Origin of the sequence: Microcoleus sp. BM001215392 (assembly GCF_036700185.1) — a bacterium.
Classification (GTDB): domain Bacteria; phylum Cyanobacteriota; class Cyanobacteriia; order Cyanobacteriales; family Microcoleaceae; genus Microcoleus.
This window is the reverse complement of sequence record NZ_JAUBOJ010000128.1, coordinates 15,270-16,769: the sequence shown is the minus strand read 5'-3', so window position 1 is coordinate 16,769 and position 1,500 is coordinate 15,270. Positions and strand designations below refer to the sequence as shown.

Genomic DNA, 1,500 nt, shown 5'->3' with positions numbered 1-1,500 from the left:
GAATGCGGTCATGCTTCGCCCCTACGGATATATTTGCCTTGCACCAGATGCACCCAACGTACACCCTGCGATCGCTTTATTTCTTAGTCGGCGTCCGGCGGACATCGTTTGTATAGGCGCGAATTTTATTTGCCGACTAACTCGCCGCCGAGTTAGTCGGCGGCGAAACAGATTTATCGCCCGCTAGCCAAGGCCTGCCCCAATTTGCGATCGCCCCGCGCTTTATCGCGAAGCTCTGGAGTAGCCATCCGCAACACCAAATCCAGCAACCAAGGCGCAATTCGGTGACACCAAACTGCTAAATGACTTTGATATCCTACCAAAATTTCCGGCGCATCTTTGTGCAATCCCTCCACCAGTGCGAGGGCAACTTTTTCGGGAGTTGTCGGTACTACCCAACGAAATTGCTCTAAGTCTCGCACCATGTCGGTATCTGTGAGAGATGGTAGCAAAGCTGTGACTCGAACATTGTACTGAGTTAACTCGCTGCGTAAAGCTTGGGTGAATCCCAAAATCGCGAATTTAGTAGCAGAATAAGTTGCCATTGTCGGAGCAGCAATTTTGCCCATCAAGCTCGAAACATTGACGATTGTTCCGTCTTTTTGGGCAGCCATTCTGCGAGCTATTAACCGGGTAATTGTGTAAGTTCCCAGCAAATTTAAGGCGATTTCTTCCTCAATTAACGGTAGCGGCGATCGCAAGAATGATGCTTGGTGCGCGACGCCCGCACAGTTGACTAGCAGGTGAATCGGGCCGTTATCTCGCCAAGCTTGGGCGATCGCAATATTCACCGCCACTGACTGAGTTAAATCCAAGGCTAACGGTACTACTTCTGTACCAAAAACATCGATTTGCTCTGCCAATTCGATCAACTGGTGGCGGTTGCGCGCTACAATCAGTAAGCGTTTGACTCCTTGTCTGGCTAATTCTAGGGCGATCGATCGCCCAATACCGCGCGAAGCCCCTGTAACAAGAGCTGTTTTTCCTTGAAGTTGCATAGATTAAACCCTCAGATTTTGATGCTTGCTGCGGCACGGAGTTAGGAGTTGTGAGTTATGAATTATCAGTTATGAGTTGAATGTTTTCGCGGTAACAACTCAGAAGAGATAATTGTGGCAAAGGCTATCTAGTTTAGATATACCTAATTTATTTGTGGAGTTAACTCAAAACTCAAACCTTTTGAATCGTGGACGTGCGCGCGAGCTGAACTAAACTTTAAGTTGCCAGAAATCTGTCATAAATCTGGTCGTTCAACCTCATTCAAGCAGACAAGCCTGACATGAGAAAACCTAGTCGGGAATCACGATCGAGCGGGCTTTATTACCGCTTTTTCTTCAGTCTGCGGAGGCAGACTTTGCTTGTGCAACCGCGAATTTATTCGCCGAGTTATCTTCAGTCTGCGGAGGCAGACTTTGCCTGTGTAGCCGCGAATTTATTCGCCGAGTTATCTTCAGTCTGCGGAGGCAGACTTTGCCTGTGTAGCCGCGAATTTATTCGCCG

At 48.3% G+C, this 1,500-nt stretch carries 1 protein-coding gene; it reads right to left on the bottom strand.

Annotation, left to right across the window (positions count from 1 at the left end; translation table 11 throughout):
• Positions 1-173: 173 nt before the first annotated feature.
• Complete coding sequence (locus tag QT974_RS15585; protein WP_333469371.1) at positions 174-998, bottom strand: SDR family NAD(P)-dependent oxidoreductase; 825 nt, start codon at positions 996-998, stop codon at positions 174-176.
• Between the last annotated feature and the right edge of the window lie 502 nt (positions 999-1,500).

Bases quoted from the DNA above. Each gene is read 5' to 3' on its own strand.
- QT974_RS15585 (WP_333469371.1), bottom strand. From the start codon at position 998: ATGCAACTTCAAGGAAAAACAGCTCTTGTTACAGGGGCTTCGCGCGGT.